Source organism: Bacillus sp. NMCC46, from assembly GCF_002998465.1.
Lineage (GTDB): Bacteria > Bacillota > Bacilli > Bacillales > Bacillaceae > Bacillus.
This window is the reverse complement of sequence record NZ_PVQZ01000006.1, coordinates 165,623-187,473: the sequence shown is the minus strand read 5'-3', so window position 1 is coordinate 187,473 and position 21,851 is coordinate 165,623. Positions and strand designations below refer to the sequence as shown.

10 protein-coding genes and 1 riboswitch are annotated in these 21,851 nt (G+C 43.8%); of the genes, 3 read left to right on the top strand and 7 right to left on the bottom strand.

What is annotated here, in order from left to right; genetic code table 11:
• Nucleotides 1-17: 17 nt before the first annotated feature.
• From C6Y01_RS16385 to C6Y01_RS16355, 7 genes are all read right to left on the bottom strand, one after another.
• Nucleotides 18-10,724 carry a non-ribosomal peptide synthetase gene (locus C6Y01_RS16385; protein ID WP_189318707.1) on the bottom strand — a complete coding sequence of 3,569 codons (10,707 nt, stop codon included), beginning with the start codon at nucleotides 10,722-10,724 and terminating at the stop codon, nucleotides 18-20.
• 144 nt (nucleotides 10,725-10,868) lie between these two features.
• Nucleotides 10,869-10,961, bottom strand: a riboswitch (cyclic di-GMP riboswitch).
• Nucleotides 10,962-11,330: 369 nt separating this feature from the next.
• Nucleotides 11,331-12,134, bottom strand: coding sequence for an ABC transporter permease (locus C6Y01_RS16380; RefSeq protein ID WP_034664143.1), 804 nt, complete (start codon nucleotides 12,132-12,134; stop codon nucleotides 11,331-11,333).
• Entirely contained in the window at nucleotides 12,127-12,996 is an 870-nt protein-coding gene (locus C6Y01_RS16375; protein WP_034664145.1) for an ABC transporter permease, read from the bottom strand. The genes C6Y01_RS16380 and C6Y01_RS16375 overlap by 8 nt, the downstream gene beginning before the upstream one ends.
• Entirely contained in the window at nucleotides 12,996-14,087 is a 1,092-nt protein-coding gene (locus C6Y01_RS16370; protein ID WP_034664147.1) for an ABC transporter ATP-binding protein, read from the bottom strand. Before C6Y01_RS16370 ends, C6Y01_RS16375 begins: the two co-directional genes overlap by 1 nt.
• An 8-nt stretch (nucleotides 14,088-14,095) precedes the next feature.
• A complete protein-coding gene (locus tag C6Y01_RS16365) occupies nucleotides 14,096-15,181 on the bottom strand; it encodes an ABC transporter substrate-binding protein (protein ID WP_034664150.1) in 1,086 nt (361 codons plus the stop codon).
• Nucleotides 15,178-17,163, bottom strand: coding sequence for a hydantoinase B/oxoprolinase family protein (locus C6Y01_RS16360; protein WP_095285951.1), 1,986 nt, complete (start codon nucleotides 17,161-17,163; stop codon nucleotides 15,178-15,180). Before C6Y01_RS16360 ends, C6Y01_RS16365 begins: the two co-directional genes overlap by 4 nt.
• Nucleotides 17,153-19,222, bottom strand: coding sequence for a hydantoinase/oxoprolinase family protein (locus tag C6Y01_RS16355; RefSeq protein ID WP_034664154.1), 2,070 nt, complete (start codon nucleotides 19,220-19,222; stop codon nucleotides 17,153-17,155). The genes C6Y01_RS16360 and C6Y01_RS16355 overlap by 11 nt, the downstream gene beginning before the upstream one ends.
• 367 nt (nucleotides 19,223-19,589) lie before the next feature.
• On the opposite strand from C6Y01_RS16355, the gene C6Y01_RS16345 reads away from it, so the two are divergent.
• From C6Y01_RS16345 to C6Y01_RS19445, 3 genes are all read left to right on the top strand, one after another.
• Nucleotides 19,590-20,018, top strand: coding sequence for a NucA/NucB deoxyribonuclease domain-containing protein (locus C6Y01_RS16345; RefSeq protein ID WP_034664156.1), 429 nt, complete (start codon nucleotides 19,590-19,592; stop codon nucleotides 20,016-20,018).
• Between the two features lie 312 nt (nucleotides 20,019-20,330).
• Nucleotides 20,331-21,176: a methyl-accepting chemotaxis protein gene (locus C6Y01_RS19450; RefSeq protein WP_411266059.1), complete on the top strand. Its 846-nt coding sequence runs from the start codon at nucleotides 20,331-20,333 to the stop codon at nucleotides 21,174-21,176.
• 66 nt (nucleotides 21,177-21,242) lie between these two features.
• Entirely contained in the window at nucleotides 21,243-21,842 is a 600-nt protein-coding gene (locus tag C6Y01_RS19445) for a methyl-accepting chemotaxis protein (RefSeq protein WP_268496294.1), read from the top strand.
• Nucleotides 21,843-21,851 lie beyond the last annotated feature (9 nt).

The following is a 21,851-nucleotide window of genomic DNA, read 5'->3' as shown; positions in this document are numbered from 1 at the left end:
TCCACCTCTTCGTTTGCTTAAAATATATCCATTAGCTTTTCAAGTTCATCCATGGTGAGATCTTCATCCCCTACATCACTAGGTGTCATCTGGGTTTCCTCCTGTGATACGCAATGTGAGATCAGCGCCTTCACATTCTTTTCAAGGAGATTCTTGAATTGTTCCATCGTACCTTCTTCAAATTCAAGATGATGATAAGAAATCGTCACATGGAGCATTGCTTGTTCTACGAAACCAACAATATCAAGTGCATGAGGCTTCTCTGATTCAGGGCTCAACGATTGTCCTGGATGCCACGTTGAGCGGCTTAACTCACCGCCGATCTGTTCATCAAACTGACCAAGATAGTTAAAGCTGATATCTGGTGTGACATCAAATGAGATATCGTCCTTCATCTTGTCAGGGGTTAAATATTTTAATATGCCATAGCCGATTCCCTTGTTCGGAATGTGCCTGAGTTCCTCTTTTAAATGCTTGATCTGATAAGAAAGATCGTCTGCATGCGACATATCCAGTAACACAGGATACATGCTTGTAAACCAGCCGATGGTTCGTGATACATCGACCCCAGGGAGGATTTCCTCTCTTCCGTGTCCTTCAAGATGAATAAAGTGTCTCTCTTCACCTGTCCACTCTTTCATGGACAATCCTAATGCTGTCAGCAAAATATCATTGATGTCTGTTTGGTATGCTTCATGTACATCTGTCAGCAGACTGCGTGTTTCCTCCTTAGACAATGTAAAGCGAATGGTCTGTGTATGAAGCATCCGCTGATCCTCCGTCACATGATCCTTTTGAAGCGGTGTAACGGAATGTGCAAGTACCTTTTTCCAATAAGCTCTTTCCGATAGCAGTTCATCTGACATCGCGTATTCCGTCAGCTTCTGGGCATATTCTTGGAAGGAGTGTGTTTTTTCAGGAAGTGTCAGGTCTTCCCCCCGCTTCGACTGTTCATAAAGAGCCATAAAATCTTCAAGGAAAATACGCCATGACACACCATCGATGACAAGATGGTGTACAGCGAGCAATAAATGATCCCCTTGATCCGTTCGGAAAATGACTGGCTTCACTAAAGGTCCCTCCGCCAGCGATATACTCGCCTGCACTTCATTTGCAAGCTTTTCTACCTGCTGGATTTGCTGCGACAGTTCTCCTTGTACTTCCATCACCTCAACAGCCACCATGTTTTCCTCAATTCTTCGATGACGCTGGATCATGCGCCCTTCTTCAAGCTGATACACCATTCGCAAGGCATCATGATGGATCATCAGCTGCTCCAACACTTGCTGAACGATGGCTTCATCCAAGCCATTTAGCGCATGGAGCATAACCGATTGGTTCCAATGGTGCTGACTCGTAAAGTTTCGCTCAAAGAACCAGCGCTGAATCGGTGTGAAAATGACTTCCCCTTCAACTGGTGATTGGTCGGCTGTCATTTGATCAGCTTCTTCAATATATGGGCGGAGCTCCGCAATCGTTGGATATTGGAACAATAGCTTCATATCAAGCTTCCAGCCCGCTTGTGTGAGTCTGCTTGCCATTTGAATGCCTTTAATCGAATCTCCGCCAAGGAAGAAGAAGTGATCGTGAATGCCGACTTGGCTCACGCCAAGCACGTCTTCCCAAATGCCGCATAGAAGCGTTTCGACTTCGTCTCTTGGCGCTTCGTATGCCGTTTGGTTTGCTTCCATATCAGGCGCTGGCAATGCTTTCAGATCGACTTTGCCATTTGCCGTCATCGGCAGTTGGTCTAGCTTGATGATCCATGAAGGCACCATATAGTCTGGCAACGTGCGTTTTAAGCTTTCTTTTAAGTCTTCTGTTTCATTCTCCGTGATGACATATGCGGCAAGGGCGTCTTGATCGCTTGCATCTTTCACCGTTGTCACGACTGCTTCTTTGACTGAATTCAGTTCAAGAAGCTGCGCCTCAATTTCTGACAACTCAATCCGGAAGCCTCGAATGTTGACCTGATGGTCTTTTCTGCCGAGATAGATCAGCTCGCCATCCTCTGTCCATTTCACTAAGTCGCCTGTACGGTACATGCGCTCACCTGGATAAAATGGATCTGGGACAAATCGTTTGTTGGTTTCCTCTGGAAGATTCCAGTACCCTCTTGCCAGTCCTTTCCCCGCAATCACGAGCTCACCCGGTACGTCTGGCGGCGAGAGGTCATATAACGAACCCATAATGTAAAAACGGGTATTGGCAATCGCTGTTCCGATTGGAAGCGTTCCTTGATCTGGGTTGATGATCCCGCTTGTCGCCACGACTGTATTTTCCGTCGGACCGTAGTTATTAACGAGTTTATATGGAACAGGCTTTACCTGTTTCAACTTGTCTCCGCCAGTCAGTAGGTAGCGCAGTGAATGATTGTCCATTGACATAAATTGCTCGCATAACTGGGTCGGCAGGAACGCAATGGTGATACCTTCTTGATTGAAATACGCATTGAGCTTGATCATATCGAAACGAATCGCTTCATCGATGATGTGCAGCTCTGCGCCGGCGATCCATGACGGGAACATTTCCCAAATGGAGGCGTCAAAGCCAAAGCCGGCATATTTGGCGGTTCGATCCGCATTTGTCACTTGGAAGGCATCATTGTGCCAGAAAGCAAGATTGACAAGGGACTGGTGCTCGACCATGACACCCTTCGGCTGTCCAGTCGTTCCCGATGTGTAAATCATATAGGCGAGATCCGTTGGTTTCATATGAACCTGAATCTCTTTTGCTTCGCCTTCTACGGCATCTTCTATCAGCAGGACATGACCTGCAAAGGAAGTTGGTGCAGTTAATCCTTTTTGCATCAGAAGTATCTCTGCCCCGCAGTCTTCCATCATGTAAGCAATACGCTGATCAGGATAATCCGCATCAATTGGAACGAATGCCGCACCTGTCTTGAGAACTCCAAGGACAGCGGCCGTCATATCAAGCGATGGGCGGGTGAGAATACCGACGCGGTCTCCTGGTTTTGTACCGCTTGAGATAAGTCTTGAAGCAACTACATTCGCCCGGCTGTTGAGCTCTTCATACGTCCAGCTCGTTCCGCAGAAAGTCGCCGCTTTTTGTAGGGGTGCCTCATGTACCTTGGCCTCAATCAGTGCATGGACCGTTTGATCTGACGGGACGTCTAGGACAGGTCCTGACCATTCGCTGAGCAGTTTTTGCTGCTGCTTCGGTGATAATAGCTGCATTTGATCTAACGATTGATCTGGCGCTGATACCATTTGTTCCAACAGATGAAGGAAATATTCCTTCCACTTTTCAATCGACGACTGTTGATAGATAGAAGAATTAAAATCAAACACAAGCTCAATATGATCAGCCGATTCGTTTCCAGTTAAGGTCAAATCAAATTTGGCGATGTTCTCTTCGAATGGCTTTGGAACAATGTGAAGTCCATCCATCGTTAAGTCACGGATATCCGCATTTTCCATTGAGAACACCACATCAAAGATGGGATGACGGCTAGTGTCTCGAACCGTTTGCACTTGGTCTACCAATTCTTCAAATGGGTACAGCTGATGCTCATTTACCTCTAACACAAGCTGGTGTACATTTGACGCAAATTCTGCAGCTGTCTGATGTCCTGCTGGCTTGGTTCTAAGTGCCAGCGTATTCACAAACATACCGATGACAGATTGAATATCAGGATGAGTTCTGCCTACAATCGGAGAACCGATGATGATATCTTCTTGTCTCGAAAGCTTGCTTAAAAGGGTACTGTAGCAAGTGAGCAGGACTGTATACGTCGTGCTGTTTAGCGCTCTGACCAGCTCATCCAATTTCGCTTTAAGCGGCCCATCGATTGTAAAGGAGACACGCTCTCCTGCGAATGTTTGCACTTTTGGTCTTGGCAGGTCTTCCGGCAGTCCCAGTACAGGCAGCTCTCCTTGTAATTGCTCCAGCCAAAACGCCTCTTCAGCTCTTTTTTGTGCAGCAAACGTCTCACTTTTTGACCAAACCGCATAATCCTTATATTGAACAGGTAATTCCTGTAGTTTGTCTCCTCGATACAAGGCTGAAAGCTCCTCAATTAAAATGCCAACAGATGCGCCATCTGAAATGATATGATGCATATCAATCAGTAAATAATGGACATTTACGGAAACAGAAACTAGACCTACTCTGAGTAAAGGCGCCTTTCCTACATCAAATGGACGGATAAAGTCATTCATCAATTCCTGTATGTCTCTTCCGTTCCCTTCGATTTCCTCAATGTCTAAGGAAATATTTGATTCAATCCGTTGAACAGGTTCATTCTGAACAAAGTCAAAGCTCGTTCTAAATGCTTCATGACGATGGACAAGCTGCTCAATCGCTTTTTTAAATCGTTTTTCATCAAAAACACCTTCTAGCTTTAAAGCAGCCGGCATATGATAGCTTTGCTCCGCATCGGTCATTTTCTCCAATACAAACAGCCTTTTCTGAGCAGATGTCACTGGATAATAGGCCGCTTCTTCTGCAACCTCCACCCGCTTGATCTCCGTTTGATCCGCTTGATCAACCGCAAAGGCAAACGCCTCTAATGTTGGAGATTCAAATAAAGACTTCAAAGTGAGCTCCACGTGCATCTCTTCATACAGCCTGTTCAGCATTTTCATGCCGCGCAGCGAATGGCCACCGCATTCAAAGAAATGATCGTCCCTGCCGATTCTCGGCACTTCAAGAACTTCCTCCCAAATGCGCGCTACGTGATGCTCTGTTTCGGTTTGAGGAGGGATGTACTCATTTACCCCCTGCTCACTTAGGTCAGGCACCGGTAAGGCGCGCCTATCTACCTTGCCGTTATTCGTCAGCGGAAGCTCGTCTAATTGCATGAAGAACGACGGCATCATATACACAGGCAGTTCACGCCCTGCTTGCTCGCGCAAATCAGTTAATGAGACGGACCCTTCGGCTGTAAAATATGCACATAATGTGTCATTTGGAGCTGCAATGACGACGGCTTCCTTCAATTGCGGATGTCGCAGCAGCTGATGCTCAATTTCTCCAAGTTCAATACGCTGACCTCGAATCTTCACTTGATGATCAATCCGTCCAATGAATTCAATCTCTCCATTTGACAGCCATCGTGCAAGATCACCCGTTTTATACATGACCTCACCAGGGCGGAAAGGATTTTCCACAAATTTTTCGCTTGTGAGTTCTGGCTGCCCATAATATCCTTTCACCAGTCCATCACCAGCGACACATAGCTCTCCCGCAACACCCGGCGGCTGCACATGTCCAAATTCATCTACAATGTAAACAGCCGTTTGACTCACTGGCTTTCCAATTGGAATGGATAACGCCTGCTTCTCAATGTGATTCACTGGATAATACGTAGTGAAAATCGTGCTTTCAGAAGGACCGTACATATGAACAAGCTTGCCTTCCCCCACCGTTTCAAGTGCAGTCATGACATGAGGCACGGAAGCTCGCTCTCCGCCAAACAGAACTTTTCTGACGTTCTTCAGGCTGTCTTTTTTCATATCGATGAGTAAGTGAAAAAGAGCTGTCGTGATCATTAAAATACTGACTTTTCCCTTCTCAATCGCTCCAGAAAGCTCATTCATATTTAAGATATGGTCCTTTGGCAGAACAATCAGTTTCGCTCCGTTTAATAAAGCACCAAACACATCAAACATAAAAGCATCAAATACATAGTTTGATAGACTCATCACCGTGTCTTCATGATGAATGGCAAGATAATTTGATTGCTTCACCGTTCTCAAAATATTCCGGTGTGTCACCATATTTCCTTTCGGCTTGCCAGTTGTACCAGATGTATAGGTCAAATTCGCCAAGTCCTCAGGTAAAATAGGTATGTCTATATTGCTGCCTGACTGCTGAACAATCAGTTGATCTTCTGTTTCGACGACGGTTCCCTCAAAAGAAGCGAGTACCGAACGTTGGCGCAGCACCTGGTGTGTCAGTAAAAATTGTGCACCGCTATCTGTCAAAAAGTGCTTCACGCGCTCATCAGGGAAATCAGGATCAATTGGTACATAGACGCCGCCCGCCTTAAGCACAGCTAGAACAGAGAGTACCATCTCATTGGATCGTTCAAAGAATAAGGCCGCTTTCATCCCTCTTTCAAACCCATGTTCACGCAAATAATGAGCCAGCTGGTTCACTCGGTCATTCAGTTCTTGGTAAGAAAGAATCACACCTTCACATTGGAGTGCAGACTTATGACCATGCTCCTGCACCTGCGCTTCAAACTGCGTCACAATGGTTTCTTCTGCCGGATAAGGCGTCGGTAACGGATTCCACAGATTCAGTTGCGCTTCCGCTTCCTGTTCAGACAGTAATCGATAGGATCGAATCGCTTCCTCCGGCGATTGGACCATCTGCTCCAGCAAATACATATAATGATGCAGCATTTGCTCGGCTGTACTTCGTTTAAATAGCGCCGTACTGTAATCGAGGACAAAGGATAAACCTTGATCTGACTCCATCGCTTGCAGCGTTAAATCAAACTTTGCAATATGGAAATTGGTTTCTTCAATTTCAACTTGCATCTCTCCAATATGCTGGGCTGCTCCATGATCTGGCATGAGTGTAAAAACGGTATCGAATAAAGGATGACGGCTAAAATCTCTTGGTATATTCAGCTTTTCAAGCAGCCGTTCAAATGGATATTGCTGATGCTCAAATGCATGCATCGTCTTTTCCTTAACTTGCTCGATCAACTGCGACATGGTTCCATTCGGATCAACCTCTGACCGCAAAGCAAGTGTCTGGACAAACATGCCGATCATGTCATCCAGGTCTGCATGCACACGCCCTGCCGCCGGTGTTCCAACCACGAATTCCTTTTGACCCGTGTATTTCGCAAGCAATGTATAGTAAGCAGAAAGCAGAACCGTATACAGTGTCGTGTGGTGATTTGCCGCAAGCTCCTGCAATTGTTCCTTTAACGTTTCATCTATTTCTTTGATCACACGGTCCCCTGCAAAAGACTGGACCGCTGGGCGTTGATAATCGGTCAACAGCTGTAAAGCAGGAAGATCACCCGGAAATTCCTGCAGCCAGAATGCCTCTTCTTTTTGAAAATCTTGTTGTTCTTGCCAAACAGCATAATCTTGATATTGAAGCTTCAATGGAGCTTTGACCGATCCCTCGTAAGCATCTGACAGCTCACGCAGCATTAAATCAATCGAAAGACCATCTGAGATGAGATGATGCATATCGAAAAAGAGCAGGTGCTCCTGATCATGTAATGACTTCAAGCCAATACGAAGAAGTGGTGCACACTCAAGGTCAAAAGGTCTGACAAATTGCTGCATATTTTCTTCCATCGTGCCGCCTGTCAGCTGCTCTATTTGAAATGGCACTGATGGAGCTACCTGCTGACATGGAACACCTTTCAACGTATGAAAAGAAGTACGCAGCATATCATGACGTGTGATGAGTCTTTCAAAGGCTTCAGTCAGCTTCTCTCGCTGCAATGTTCCTTTTAACCTCACAACAGCTGGCATATGGTATGCGGTGCTTTGCTCCAATTGACTCACCATATAAACGCGCTGCTGTGGAGGTGACAATGGATAGTGGTCTGCTGCCGGCGCTTTTGGTATCAACGTTTCAGAAGATGTTTCCGCTTGCTCAATGTAGGCAGCCAAAGCGGCAATGGTCTGCTGTTCAAATAAAATGGAGAGCGGCACTTCCACCTGAAAGTCTCGCTGAACATGTGTGAGTACTGTCATCGCTTTAAGTGAATGACCACCTCGCTCGAAGAAAGAATCATATACACCAATCTTCTCTTGACCAAGGATTTCTTCCCACAAACGCACAAGCTTCGTTTCGAGATCGTTTCTAGGTGCAGCATATACAGCATGAACTGCTTTGTCGCCTTTTAAAGCAGCAAGTGCACGACGATCGACTTTGCCGCTGACTGTGAGTGGAAATGCATCGAGCTCTTTGAAATAGAGCGGCATCATGTAAGCTGGAAGCTGATGTTTGATAACGGCTTGCAGCATGTCAACTGACACACCTTCTTGACGAGCTTGATAGTAAGCACTTAACGCCTTTTCCCCGTCCGCTTCATCAACCACAAGTACGACAGCTTGATCAACTCCATCTACCTGCTCCATCACTGCTTCAATTTCGCCTGTTTCTATGCGGTAACCCCTTATTTTTACTTGATCATCCATTCTGCCAAGATAATCAATCTTGCCATCCGGAAGCCATCTGACTAGATCCCCCGTTCGATACATACGCTCGTGTGGAGAAAACGGATCTGCCGTGAATACCTTCTCCGTTAATTCAGGCTGATTCACATAGCCTCGTCCAACACCTATCCCTGCAATGCATAGCTCTCCAACAGCCCCCTGCACCTGTAATTGATCATGGTCATTTAAAATATAAAGACGGTGATGACCGAGTGGTTTTCCGATCGACACATAACGCTGCTGTTCAGATGATTCGCGCAGCTCACTTAGTTCCAGACGATGAACCGCCGCATCGACACACGTCTCAGTCGGACCATACACATTCCACAAAGTAAAATCAGGCTCACTCATACGAACCGCTTCGATAAGAGAGTGTGCTGCTTTCGCAGGCAATGCTTCTCCCCCAATCAACATGTGTGTCAATGACAGCCCGTCCAAATCCGCTGCAAGTAAAAGCTGCACATGCGCCGGTGTTCCGTCTGCTGCTTCAATTTGATGTTTTTTATAATAAGCCGCTAATTGAACACCATTTCTCGTCGTTTCTCGCGGGATGATATGAAGCGTATGCCCAAATAAAAGAGCAGCAAAGATTTGTTTCACCGATGCATCAAAATGGAATGGTGCAAGAAGCGCCATTTGAAGCTCACTCGCCCCTTGATAAATCTCATGATGCAAGGCATGGACCAAATGATGCAGCTGAAGATGCTCAATCATGACGCCTTTCGGCTTTCCAGTCGTACCTGATGTATAAATCATGTAAGCCAAATCCTCAGGTGCCGACTGATTTACAAGCTCAGGCAGCAGACCATCATCTAATTCGATTTGCTGCTGAACGACCATTTTTTCCGAGAGGGCACGGTATGTTGAAACGAACGATTCCTCTGTTAACACAATGGAAGCACCAGAATCCTCCACAATATATTGAATGCGCTCCTCAGGTAATGCCGGATCAATCGGTACATACGCCCCGCCAGCCTTTAATATGCCGAAGATCGCCACCATAGCATCTGCCTTCCGATCCATTAGGACAGCAACAGGCACATCACGCGAGACACCTTTCATTTGTAAAAACCGCGCCAGCTTTTCTGCCTTTTGATACAGCTCTCCATAAGTAAATGCTCCATTTTCCGCTACAACGGCTGTCCGCTCTGCATACTTATTTGCTGTCTCATCAAACATGTGGTGAACCGGTTTTTCAGCTGGTTTTTCAAACGGAATTCTCTCAGATAGTTGCAGCAGTTCCTTTTGTTCATCTGATGGAAGTAAAGGAAGTGTCCCGATCAGCTGGTCAGGCTGAGAGACCGCCGCCTCTAGTATGATCAAAAATCGATCAAACATTTTACTGATTTCTTCTTCGGTGAATACATCTGTACGGTAGTCCAAATCAATGGTCAATGTATCTGTATCCCAGCGGTCCTTTACATGGATTGAAATATCATTCATTCCGCTCCCGCTAAAAATCGGTTCAGTAATAAAAGACAGATTCTCTTTTTTCTGCCACTGCATGACCTGGTATTCTAAAGAAATATCAAAAAGGCGCCCTGTAAACCCTTCTCTTTCTCGCAAATCATTCATGAGGAGATTGTAAGGGTACTTTTGGTGACGCAAGATCTTCATTTGATCCGCCATGACCTGTTTTACGAAATCAAGAAATGTTTGCGATCCATGAACAGATGCACGCATTGGAATCGTGGAAACAAACATACCAATCATCTTTTTTTCTTTGGCATTCGTTCGGTTGCCCATAAAGGTTCCAAGAACAACATCCTCCAAGCCGCTAAAACGATGTAAATATACATAAACAGTGGACATAAACATCGAGAGCATACTGACTTTCTGCTCTTCACAAAAAGCACGAAGTTTCTCCTTCAAAGAATCTGGAATATCCCCCGAAAATCGCTGCGCATGTAAACTCATCTCGTATCCCTTATGCGGTTTTAAAGAAGCGAAATCTGGAATATTGGCAAATTGCTCATTCCAAAAGGCTTGGTCTTTTTGAAATCGTTTAGAAGTTTCATAGCTTTGCTCACTCATGATGTGATCAACGAAGGAAATCTCCTCAACCGGTGAGATGTCTACCCCGTGCAGCATGTCCTGGTATAAGTCGATAATGCGATTTCCCATCAAGATAATCGAGATACCATCCGCCACAATATGATGTGCTTTACAGAACAGCCAGCACTCTTGATCACTGATTTGAAAGACCGTAAATTCAATCAAGGGGCTGTCAATTAACGGCATTGGCTCACGGATTTGCTCATTCGCCCAAGCCCTCACTTCTTCTTCACTCCAGCCCTTCTCCATGCGAATCGGCTGTTCTTCATAAGGCTTCATATATTGAACAGGCTCCTCCTGCTCATGTCGATACACCAGCCTCAAACGAAGGGAGTCAGTTTGGCGAATGTACGCTTGAAGCACGTCAACGACTAAAGATGGATCTAAACCTGATACCGATCTCAATCTGGCGAATCCACCCAAATTAGAAATACTTGTACCTGGATAAAATCTTTCCGTGTAGAATACTCGCTTTTGCGCATGTGTTAAGGGGTAATAAACTGTATTCATTCTTATCCTCCGCCTCTTTTATGTTTTCTCCACCAATGTGACACCCTGAACCCTCTATATCAAAAGAACCAAGTCTATTTGATTAAATAGACGCAATACGGAAAGAAGCCCACCCCGAATAAAACGGAGGGACTCCCATTTTGATTCGGTAACCTGCCGACCATAGTAAAAAAGCAACATTTACCTTAGGACATGGCTTTGCGTCTCTACGTTTCCATAGATTTGCCTTTTTCTTCTTTTCTTTTTAAATATTTTCTATTTACGTCCACTTTATATGAAATTATTGTTTTTTTCACCGAAAAATGGGTGTAAAGATTCATGCGTTATACCGAATGAATCACATGATAATTTACGATATTTACCGAAAATAACTAATAATAGTTGCGTTCAACCGAAAATAATCGACTAAATACCGCAAAAATTTCATGTTTCCCCTTAAAATTTGCAAATATGACCGAAAATGCAGGATAGAGGTCTCCTTTCATTCTCCAAAATTTCTTAAATCTTAAGAACTATATTCCCTGAAAAATTGAAAATATTTACCGTAAAAACAACACAAAAAGAGCTGCCATTTCAAATGACAGCTCCCTTGTTTCTTCATTATATTTACATCACCTTAGACAGGCCAATCGTTTTCTCAATGATGAGCAACGCAATGATAGAAATGATAATAAATATGACAGATATCGCATTGACACTCGGATCAAAGGTTTGCTCAATGTAATTAAACGTCCTGATGGGAATCGTAATGGTTTGGGGAGAGGAAACGAACAAACTGATCGATATTTCCCCAAATGACGTCACAGCTGAAAACACCCCGCCTGCAATAATTCCTGGCTTAATCAAAGGCAGCGTCACTCGAAAGAATGTGCGAATGGGTCCTGCGCCAAGATTCATTGAAGCTAGCTCAAGCCGCGGGTCCAAATTCGAGACACTGACGCCTACTGTTCGAACCACATAGGGAAAGCCAATAATGACGTGACCTATGACAAGCGCCCACAAAGATCCCGTAAACCCCATAGCCGTAAACAAATAAAGCATGGCAATCCCCAACACTACCTGAGGAATCATAAGTGGTGACAAAATGAAGGCTTGGATGGCCTCCTTTCCCTTAAAGGTAAGCCTTGCTAAAGCATACGAAGCCATCGTGCCTAAAAGAACCGTGAGCGGCGTTACGATGAATAGCAAAATCACACTGATACGCAGAGACTCCATCCATTCTGGATTCGACACGACCTCTTGAAACCAACGAACGGAGAACGAAGTCGGCGGAAATTCAGGAAAGGCATTTGGACTAAAAGCAGATAGGACGATGACAAGAACAGGTATGGTTAAAAAGAGATAAACCAATGACCCAGCAGTCCAAATCAGGATTGAAAGCAAGCGGTCACCTAATGATTTTTTACGCATGCATCCTCGCCTCCCAACGCTTCAATAGATAGCTTAATAAACTGACCACCACAAGCACACAAACCAATAACGTAAAGGACATCGCTGCAGCAAGAGGCAAGTTATACACCTGCATGACCTGCTGATAAATAGACAGCGGCAGCAGAGGCTGCATCCTTCCGCCGACTAACAGCGGGGTGATATAGCTCCCAGCCGCCAGTGAAAAGACAATAATAGCTCCAGTCACCATACCTGGAATGGTCAGTGGAAAGGTCACATGAAAGAAGGTTCGAATACGTCCAGCTCCTAGACTCATAGAAGCCGGTCGTAAATGACGATCCATATCGGTTAAGCTCGTCGCGATAGGCAGCACTGCAAAAGGCAGCATGACCTGAACATAAGCAATAATCACCGCATTCATATTCCACAGCATAGAGAGCGGCTTTTCAATCACATGTAAATCTAATAACATGCCATTGACCAGACCATTTTGCGAAAGAAGGACAATCCATGCAAACGTCCGAATCACAACACTTGTCAAAAGCGGCGAGACAAGTAAGATATAGAAAAATGCCCGCAGACGCGGATGAGGTGCCTTGACAAGCACGTATGCTGCGGGGTATGCCATCAATAAACAAATCACCGTTGTCTGCAAGGCTACCCACACTGTACTTCCAATCGCCTTCACATACGCATCTGTCGTGAACACATGAATATATTGAGAAAAGCTATATGTTTGTAATGTATTCATCATTGAATCCACATCGCGAAAACTGAGGACGAACATCATCACAAGCGGCGCTAGAAGAAATACAACAAGAAACAAACACGCAGGCAGCAGCATGAACCAATGAAATCGCTGATTCTTTTTCTTGATACGCATCACGTATGCACCTTCGAATCTAGGAAAACGATATCTTCAGGCTGCCAATTGATATGAATTGCTTCTCCAGCTTTCGGCAGTTCAGGAAATGCTGCATCAGAAGCATGGACAATCATTTCACCGCTATCGAGCCCCACCACCAAACGTAATGAGTGACCAATATAACTGACATCTGCCAGCACGCCTGATACATGGTTGGGCTGAACGTCTTCCCACTCAGAAGATATGCTGATTCTTTCTGGACGGAGCATGAGTAAATGATTCCCCTTCTTCTCTTGGTGTGCCGCAGCCTTTAACTCAACATGCTGCCCGTTTGACTGGGTTAAATGAGGAACGATAAATGCAGCTTTAGCTTCATCATATACTGCTTCAAATAGGTTCACCTGCCCGATAAATTCAGCAACAAATCGATTGTTTGGCTGGCGATACACCTCTAAAGGCGTCCCAATCTGCTGGATTCTTCCCTCACCTAAAATCCCAATCCGATCAGAAAGGCTTAATGCTTCCTCTTGGTCATGGGTCACGAGGATGGTTGTAATTCCGACATTCCTTTGAATATTTCGAAGCTCTGTCTGCATATTTTTTCTAAGTTTTGCATCTAGGTTACTGAGCGGTTCATCAAGAAGAAGAACAGACGGCTGAATCGCAAGCGCCCTTGCAATCGCTACCCGCTGCTGCTGTCCACCACTTAATTGATGCGGCATACGTTTCGCAAACGCCTCTAATTGTACAAGAGACAAACATTCCATTACTTTCTCTTTGATTTCTGCCTTCTTTTTCTTTTGAACCTTTAACCCATACGCCACATTATCAAATACGGTCAGATGCGGAAAGAGTGCATAGCTTTGAAAGACCATACCCGTTTTTCTTTGATAAGGCGGTAAAGTCGTCACATCCTGATCACCAATATAGACGACACCTTTTGTTGGCTCTAAAAAACCGCCAATGATGTTTAATAACGTTGATTTTCCGCAGCCGCTAGGGCCAAGAAGGGAGAAAAACTCTCCCTCATTCACCGTAAGACTGACATCGTTAAGAGCAATCTGCTCGCCGAAATGCTGGCTGATATGTTCTAAATGGATTCCACTCATGCGATCACCTATTTTCCTCCGCCTAATACTTCGTTCCATCGATTTGTCCAATTGCCAAGCTCTGAAGTTGCTGTTTCGTAATCTACCCAAGTCAGCTTGCTATAATAATTCTCTCCAACCTTGACCTTCCCCTTAATCTTGTCACCGTATTTCACATCAGAATTCGACATGCCATAATAAGATTTTTCCGAGAAAGCCTCCTGAGCTTCTTTTCCACTTAAATAGTTTAATAGTTTGTAAGCCGCTTCTTCATGCTGACTTCCCTTCGTTAAAGCCCAGCTCGCAACAGCTGCAACAGCGCCTTCTTTCGGATATGAGAAACCAATATCCATTCCTTCTTCTTCAAGTGCAAATACTCGTCCATCCCAATATGGAACTGCTGCCACGTCACCACGTTCTAACAAGGTTTGAATAGACCCTGGATTATCTGGAAAAGCAGCTACATGTCCTTTTAATTGTGAAAGGCTTTTAAAGGCTTTATCAATATCCTTAGGATTTGATTCTGTCCCACCTTGAGCATGGACAAGCGCAGAAAAAAATTGCAAACCAGCTGAATAAGTCGGAGATGATATCGCCACCTTCCCTTTTAGCTGACTGCTCCATAGGTCTGTCCAGCTGTTTGGTTCCTGCTTCACAAGATCTTTTCGATAAGCAATTCCTAGCTGCCCCATGCTAAAGCCTGCTGCATATTGTTTCCCATCAATAGTGAGCTTCTTTTGGACAGAACGGTAAAGTTTTTTGACATTCGGTGCTTGCTCTTCGTCAATCGGCGCAAGAACATTTGCTGCAATGCCTCTTTGAATCGTATCAGGCTGTAAAATAAGCAGGTCATACGGTGGATTTTTTCCATTGGACGCTTTTAATTTCGTAAACCATTCAGAATCCGCTCCAGAGACGGTTTGGACTTTAATTCCTGTATCTTTTTCAAACTTTTCGAGAATTGGTTTGATATTCTTTTCCCAATCGCCTCCGTATACGCCAACGATCACAGTCTGCTGCTGTTTACCTTGATCCTGTCCATTTCCACCGCAAGCTGTCAGCAGTAGAATCATTGATAGTACACCTGCAAAAATAGTGATTAATCTTCTTTTCATGATTGATTTCCCCCTTTTTGTCCATCCATATGACGAAGTGCTTGAATAATATCTTTCTTTGTTAACGGCTCATTTCTATGACTGAAATGTTGATGAACTGCATGCTTATAATGCGTACGTTCATTAGCTGGGTAAGAACGCAGCTGCACGGCAAGCTCGCTGCTGGCTTCATCCGTCCATACTTTCTCATAAGCTTCTCTGTGTTCTCCGAAATCCCACATGATATCAGCAGGATGATCAACCTTTTCACGAAGCTTATTCGTTTGCTTTTCATCAATCTTCCATTCATTTTGGTCTAGATACACTTTAACGCCATATTGCTGCAGCGCTCTTTCTTCACTTAATAGACCTGCTTCCACTTCCTGAAGCACTTTTTCTTTATTTCTAGCAAATGGATTTCCCCAGCCGCCTCCACTTGGTGATATTAATTGCACAATATCACCTTTTTCAAGACGCAGAACATCTATTTTTGGCTGGTCTTGTTTTTCACCTTTTGCTGTGATCAGCTTGACCTCACCAACAGCTCCTGCTCGGCCGCCCATTAACCCCCAAGGCTGAAACTTCATTCGTTCCATTCCTCGTGCGGTCACCATAGATTCAGGCTTGATCATTTCAAATTCCAAACCAATCGCATGTCCACCTCGGTTTTCTCCTGCCCCGCCTGTGTTCGGCAAAAGCTCATATCGGTGAACATGAATATCAATATGCTGTTCTAAACTCTCAATGGGTGTATTTTTCAAAAAGCCAGATGAATGATCAATGCCATCTACTCCATCCGTTCCATTTTGAGCACCGCCGCCTCCGCCTAATGGTTCGACAACAGACATTTTCCTGCCACCTGTTTGATCATCAGGAACAGAGAGAACAACAATAGCAGATTGACCTGCACCTGCTGCCGGCACTGCTTCAGGTAACAGCTTACCAATGGCGCCTAGCACGACATTATACAGCCTCATCGTAATCGAATGCCGAATACCAACAGAGGCCGGGTATTCTGGATGCACCAGCGTCCCTTTAGGTGAAATCACTTCAATCGGATATGTTATTCCGCCATTAATCGGTATAAAGGGATCTTTACTAATAATGTAATTAATCAACCCTTGATATAGGAAGGAATGCTTCTGACCATTGGTGACAAGGTTAAAAGCTGTTTTCACTTGAGGGTCACACTCAGAAAAATCAAGAATCAGCCGCTTTCCTTTCACCGTTAACTTGATTTTCAAACGGATCGGCACATCCGAGATCATATCATCATCTAAATAATCAGCGAATTCACTCGTTCCATTCGGAATGGCTTCAATGACCTTTCCTGCACGAATCTCAGCTTGCTTCAGCAGGTCCATCATTCCTTGTTTCACTTCATTTTTTCCAAATTTTCCGATCATTTCTTTTAACCGAATTTCTGCTGTATTTACTGCAGCAATCATCGCATTGATATCCCCATCATTTAAATGACTGGCTCGGCTGTTGGCTCTTAAAAAGGTACGAACGACCTGATTCTCTTTCCCGCCTTCATAAATTTTCACTGGTGGGATTCTTAATCCTTCTTGATGGACATCTGTTGCTGTCGGTGAAATACTCGAGGGCACAAGTCCGCCCACATCACTCACATGAACAAAAGACCAAGCATAGCTGACAATTTCACCATCTACGAAAATTGGCTTAATGATATGGACATCCGGCAGGTGAGTCGCTAAACCATCTGTCGTATAAGGGTCATTTGTGATGATAATATCTCCCGGCTGCATCGCCCCGCTCTCTTCAATCGCTTTTTTAAGACTCAGCCCTAAAAAGATCGTTACACCCACTGTCTTCGGATAAACAAAGAAATCTCCAGAAGGCGTTGCTAACGCTGTCGCAAAGTCAGCTGATTCTTTGACGAAAGTCGTAAAAGACGTCCGCTCAATGACATGTCCCATGCCAGACGCAATTGCATTAAAATAACTGCGCATCATCTCAAGCTTTGCTGGATCAGTTCTCATGTAAAGCCGCCTCCCTTGAAATCACCAAGTTCCCTGATTGATCAATGCTGCCTGTCCAATTTGGCAGAATCAATGTTGTCGTATCATCCTGCTCAATAATGGCAGGTCCATTGATGACAGAACCTACTGACAAAGTATCTCTGTAATAAATAGCTGCTTCATGTTCTTTTTCTTCTATAAAGATTCGCCTGTATTCATATGGCTTCAAAGATTGTCCGCTGCTTTCATGAACAGGTGTGAAAGGCAGCGGCGGCGTCTCGCCTATGACTCGAACTCGTAAATGAGTAAACTCGATGTTCGCCTGATCATCTCTATGACCATATTGACGCTGATGCAGTTTGTGAAAGGCTTCAATGAGTTGGTGGATATCTTGTTCTTGCTTCAGCCATTCAGCTGATAATGGTAATTCAATCTCAAAGGCTTGTCCTTGATAACGTGCATCTGCCAATAATAGAATGGATGTCTGTTTAATATGCTGAATGTTCTGCCGACTGAACCAATCAGCCGCTTTTCGCGAAAGCATCTCAAAATCTTGTTTTAGTTGATCTATCGAGTAGTCTTGTAAGCATATTTTCTTCGACAGCACCGCATCATGAATAAAATCAGCGGTCAGAGCACCTAATGCACATAATGTTCCTGGACTTGGAGGAACGACCACGTTTTTCGCATGGATTTCTCGAGCAAGGAAATTCGCCACAACCGGTCCTGCTCCGCCAAACGCTAGTAAACTAAAATCTCTTGGGTCAAACCCTTGCTGCTCCATGACATTGCTTAATTCTGTGTACATATTGGCGACAGCTACTTGGATCAGCTGGTCAGCCGCTTCTTCTACCGTTTTGTTGAGCTGGTCAGCAATTGGCTGAAAGGCCTTTTCCGCCGCGGATAGCTGTAGGTGTAAATGTCCTCCAGCAAAACGCTCTTGATTGAGATAACCGCATATGAGGAACGCATCAGTTAAGGCAGCTTTCTTTCCCTTACCATACGAAGCTGGTCCCGGCTGTGAGCCAACTGATTCTGGTCCTGCTTTGAGAAGCCCGCCCTGATCAATCCACGCGACAGAACCTCCGCCTGCCCCTATTGAATACATCGCAACAGATGGAAGAATGATAGGAAAACCTGAAAGCTGATTAGACTGAGCCATTGTAGGCTGCCCCTTTTGAATAATGGAGATATCTGCACTCGTCCCCCCTACATCAAAAGTGATCAGGTTGGATTCGTTTGCAGAGGCTGCGATTCTTGCCGCACCAATGACACCAGCTGCCGGACCAGAAAAAAGTGTTTTAACAGGTGAAGTTGCTGCACTTTCTGCATCCATTAAACCACCATTTGATTGTGTAATGTATGGAGAAATTGGTACACCTTCTTCTTTCAAACGGCTTTTCAATGTTTGTAAATACTGTTTTACCTTTGGTTGAATGTACAAATTGACAACAGACATCACAGTACGCTCGTATTCTCTCATTTGAGGCCATAATTCAGATGAAGTAAGGACTTCTAATTGCGGATAATGGTGTTTGATATAGGCTTTTGCCTGTAATTCATGAACTGGATTTTGATAACTATGTAAAAAAGAAATGACAATACCTGCTAGCCTTTTAGACATGACCTGCTGGACAGCATGATCTAATTGCTGCAGATGGAGAGGTTTTTTGATCGTACCATCGTGTATCAACCTTTCAGAGATTGGGTATACATGCTTTCGTGGTATCAACGGTTCCGGCAAACGAGAATTGAAGTCATAAGGAATGGGTAATCGTAATCGTTGTAGTGATAATATGTCTTGAAAGCCTTCCGTCACAAAAAGGGCTAAATCTGCTCCTTTCCGCTGCAATAATGTATTAAGACCGATTGTCATTCCATGTACGAGATATTGGATTTTAGATAAATCAACACCTCTGTCTTTTAGAAGTTTTAGCCCATTGATAATTCCCTGGGCTGGGTCGTCAGTCACTGTGGGTGTTTTGAGTTCAGTCAGCGCCCCTGTTGCTTCATTCATCAGCGATAAATCAGTAAATGTTCCTCCTATGTCTATACCAAGCCGATAAGAGACATCCGCCATTTGTACTCCCCTCCTGCAATGTAAATAGAATCATATTTTGATAAATTACGACATTTTTTGATATTTGACTCCATATTATTAAAGCATATCGGTCTAGTCAATTTTATTTTTTAAAAATTTCTGTGTGTTAAATTCTTGAAATTAGCCCAAAAAGCAGTGATAAAGCCATTTTGATAAAGCATAATCTTTTTTTGACCAGCAAAATTAAAATTTTTATGAATTTTTACAAATATGAAAAGCAAGAAAACGGATAAAAACCGTTTTTCGAACTTTAAAAGGCGTTTTTTCAAAACCAGGAGAAATTGGTAAGTAATTCTGCTATACTTCTGTTTACAAAATACGCAAACAAGAAAGAGAGCTAGCATCTATGAAACTTCTTAAAATCATTCTCTTGCTTTTACTAATCGTCGTTGGTGTAGCAACAGGCTATATTCAGCTGGAGCAAAGTAAACAAGAGACGACGAATTCATCTTATGACAAAACCATTCACTTCCCATCAGATCGTTACCCAGAAACCGCGAAGCACATAGAAGAGGCAATTGATGAAGGCCATTCATCCGTATGTACGATTGACCGTAAACATAGCGATGAACAGAGAGACCAATCACTTCATGGCATCCCAACAAAGCGCGGGTATGATCGGGACGAATGGCCGATGGCGATGTGTAAGGAAGGAGGAACAGGAGCTTCTGTCAAATATATCAGTCCTTCAGATAATAGGGGAGCAGGCTCATGGGTCGGTCATCAATTATCGGATGATCCTGACGGCACAAGAATACAATTTATCATCGATTAACGCCATTTCCCTTTTCTATCTAAAAAAATTTTCTCGTAACTGCATACAGGTATTTCAAACATTTTTTTCATGCTGATAATCCTTAAGGAGGATTATCCTACCTTATACCTAAAGGAGTCAAAAAGCATGAAAAAAAAAGGGGAAACTGAGGCTTGGTGCCAAAATTTTGCTGATCTTTTTAAGTGTCCTCATCATCTTTTCAGCAGTTGTTGGTTATGTGGTGAATCGTGAAATGACAGAAAACATCAAGCACATGGCCACTGAAAAAGCAAAAAGTGATTAAAGCTAGGCTATGCCTACCTAGATGAAAAAGTGGCAGGCTCGTGGCTGATAAAAGATGGCAAGCTTTATAAAGGGGATACCCCAATCAATGATCATGATACATTGGTTGACCAATTAGCTGAATATACCGATGATACCATCACAATTTTCCAAGGGAATACCCGTGTCGCGACGAATGTCATGTTAAACGGAAAACGAGCTGTCGGTACAGAAGTCTCACCTGAAGTGAAGGCCACTGTATTAGATAAAGGAGAAAACTATTACGGCACAGCAAATGTTGCCGGGAAAGACTATCAAACGGCTTATATGCCGATCAAAAATGAAGCAGGCAAAACGATTGGTATTTTTTATACGGGCGCCAATCAAAGCATGATTTCACAAATGCTTCAGTCATTCTATAATAAATTTGTCATTGTTCTGTTGTTAAGTTTAATTGTTGCAGTTATCATTATTTCTATTTTCACAAAGCGGTTTCAGTCACGCCTCAAGTGCATAGCTTCTGCCATTAAAAGTGCCGGCGAAGGAAATTTAACCATCAATGTGTCGAATACGGCAGGCGATGAACTGTCTGACCTGGCTGGTCATTTCAATAAGATGCGGGAAAAATTAAATCAAACCATTCTTAATGTCATGAACACATCTGAATTAGTGGCCACCTCATCTGAGCAGCTTTCAGCTAGCGCAGAAGAAACAAGTGCAGCATCAGAAAAAATCACCCACAGTATTCAAGAAGTAGCTCAATCATCAGAAGAACAATCTGCTCAAATGACAACAAGTGAGCACACGATGATTCAAGTATCTAACGAGCTGGCAAACATCACGGAAAATGCGGAACAAATGGCTTCAAGAAGTCAATTGCACAAGAAATGGCCCTAAAAGGTGTACAGAATATTGGGGTAGTAAACTCACAAATGACATCTATTGCAAAATCAATAGAGGAAAATGGGACAGCCATTCAAAGCATTAGAAACACGTTCAGCTGAAATTGATCATATTTCCAATGTTATTACAGACATCGCTAATCAGACAAACCTGCTTGCTCTTAACGCAGCAATTGAAGCAGCACGAGCAGGCGAGCATGGAAAAGGTTTTGCGGTTGTCGCAGACGAAGTGAGAAAGCTCGCTGAAGAATCTCAAGCATCATCAAATATGATTTCCCATCTCATTTCTGAAATCCAAAAAGAGATGACTCATTCGACGAATGCCATCAAACGAGTAAAAGAGGAAGCGGCTCAAGGGACTGTACTTATTTCTCATACAGAAGAATCATTTATTGATATTCAACAGTCAATGAGAGAAATGGCAGATGGCATCAAGCATTTATCTAGTGCATCACAAAAAATCGCAGCTTATACAAACGATGCGAAACAATCCTTTGCCACTATCACAGAAGGCGTTAAACTAACGAGTGAACATTCACAGCAAGTAGCCGGTTTAACAGAAGAACAATTTGCCGCAATGGAAGAAGTAACAGCATCATCAGAAGCTCTTGCCCATTTAGCAGGAGATTTAAAAGCAATGGTTTCGCAATTTCACATCTAGATTCCTCAA

Bases quoted from the DNA above. Each gene is read 5' to 3' on its own strand.
- C6Y01_RS16385 (WP_189318707.1), bottom strand. From the start codon at position 10,724: ATGAATACAGTTTATTACCCCTTAACACATGCGCAAAAGCGAGTATTC.
- C6Y01_RS16380 (WP_034664143.1), bottom strand. From the start codon at position 12,134: ATGCGTAAAAAATCATTAGGTGACCGCTTGCTTTCAATCCTGATTTGG.
- C6Y01_RS16375 (WP_034664145.1), bottom strand. From the start codon at position 12,996: ATGCGTATCAAGAAAAAGAATCAGCGATTTCATTGGTTCATGCTGCTG.
- C6Y01_RS16370 (WP_034664147.1), bottom strand. From the start codon at position 14,087: ATGAGTGGAATCCATTTAGAACATATCAGCCAGCATTTCGGCGAGCAG.
- C6Y01_RS16365 (WP_034664150.1), bottom strand. From the start codon at position 15,181: ATGAAAAGAAGATTAATCACTATTTTTGCAGGTGTACTATCAATGATT.
- C6Y01_RS16360 (WP_095285951.1), bottom strand. From the start codon at position 17,163: ATGAGAACTGATCCAGCAAAGCTTGAGATGATGCGCAGTTATTTTAAT.
- C6Y01_RS16355 (WP_034664154.1), bottom strand. From the start codon at position 19,222: ATGGCGGATGTCTCTTATCGGCTTGGTATAGACATAGGAGGAACATTT.
- C6Y01_RS16345 (WP_034664156.1), top strand. From the start codon at position 19,590: ATGAAACTTCTTAAAATCATTCTCTTGCTTTTACTAATCGTCGTTGGT.
- C6Y01_RS19445 (WP_268496294.1), top strand. From the start codon at position 21,243: ATGGGACAGCCATTCAAAGCATTAGAAACACGTTCAGCTGAAATTGAT.